The organism is Pseudomonas sp. Sample_9 (genome assembly GCF_004307535.1).
GTDB classification, from domain to species: Bacteria; Pseudomonadota; Gammaproteobacteria; order Pseudomonadales; family Pseudomonadaceae; genus Aquipseudomonas; species Aquipseudomonas mercuritolerans.
Genome location: NZ_RAZO01000239.1, coordinates 1 through 1,087 on the forward strand (window position 1 = coordinate 1; position 1,087 = coordinate 1,087).

The following is a 1,087-nucleotide window of genomic DNA, read 5'->3' on the forward strand; positions in this document are numbered from 1 at the left end:
CGTTCGGCCAGCGCCGGGCGATTGGTCAGGACCATGCCGCCTTCGGCGCTGGTGATGATTTTCACCGGGTGAAAACTGAACACCGTCATCGCCGCAAATTCGCCACAACCGACCGGGCGCCCGGCGTAGCTCGCGCCCACTGCGTGGGAGGCGTCTTCGATCACGGTGAAGTTGTAGCGCACCGCCAGGTCGGCAATCTTGCGCATATCGCAGCTCTGCCCGGAGAACGCGACGGCGACGAGGACTTTGGGCAGCGTGCCGTCGCGCTCGGCCTGTTCGAGCTTCGCTTCAAGGGCAAAGGCGTCGAGGTTCCAGGTCAGTGGATCGATGTCTACGAAATCGACCTCGGCGCCGCAATAGCGCCCGCAGTTGGCCGAAGCCAGAAAGGTATTCGGCGAGGTCCACAAGCGATCGCCCGGCCCCAGGTCAGCAGCCAGACAGGCAATGTGCAGCGCCGCCGTGGCATTGCACACCGCCACGCCGAAATCGGCCTGACAGCGCTCGGCCATCGCCTGTTCGAAGCGTTCGATGGTCGGCCCCTGGGTCAGCCAGTCCGATTGCAGGACTTCGACCACCGCATCGATGTCCGCCTGATCAAGGCTTTGCCGACCGTAAGGGATCATACCGACAGCTTCGCGTGCAGATCGGCGATCTGCCCGACCGAAAGGAAATGCGGATTGGTGTCCGAGCGATACTCGAAATCCTCGCCCACCGCATGGCCGCGCTCGCCAAGTTTATCGACGGCAAAATCGACGTCGACGCTGGTAAAACGAATCGACGGCTGAATCGTGTAGTGATCCTCGAACTCCAGCGTCATTCGCGCATCGTCCAGCGGCACCATCAGCTCGTGCAGCTTCTCACCGGGACGAATGCCGACGTTCTTGTGTGGCAGATGCTCGGCCATGCCGCGCGCCAGATCGACGATGCGGATCGACGGGATCTTCGGCACGAACACTTCGCCGCCATGCATGCGGGCGAAGCTGTCCAGGACGAACTGCACGCCGTGGTCGAGAGTGATCCAGAAGCGGGTCATGCGCTCGTCGGTGATCGGCAATTCTTGCGCGCCGTCAGCGATCAGCTTGCTGAA

2 protein-coding genes are annotated in these 1,087 nt (G+C 62.5%); both read right to left on the minus strand.

Annotated features, from left to right (window positions below; genetic code table 11):
• A partial coding sequence (locus D6877_RS13670) for an aminotransferase class I/II-fold pyridoxal phosphate-dependent enzyme (RefSeq protein ID WP_130911140.1) occupies positions 1–623 on the minus strand: 623 nt, incomplete at its 3' end.
• The coding region (locus D6877_RS13675) for a polysaccharide biosynthesis protein (RefSeq protein ID WP_178083680.1) at positions 620–1,087 on the minus strand (468 nt) is incomplete at its 5' end. The genes D6877_RS13675 and D6877_RS13670, both read right to left, overlap by 4 nt.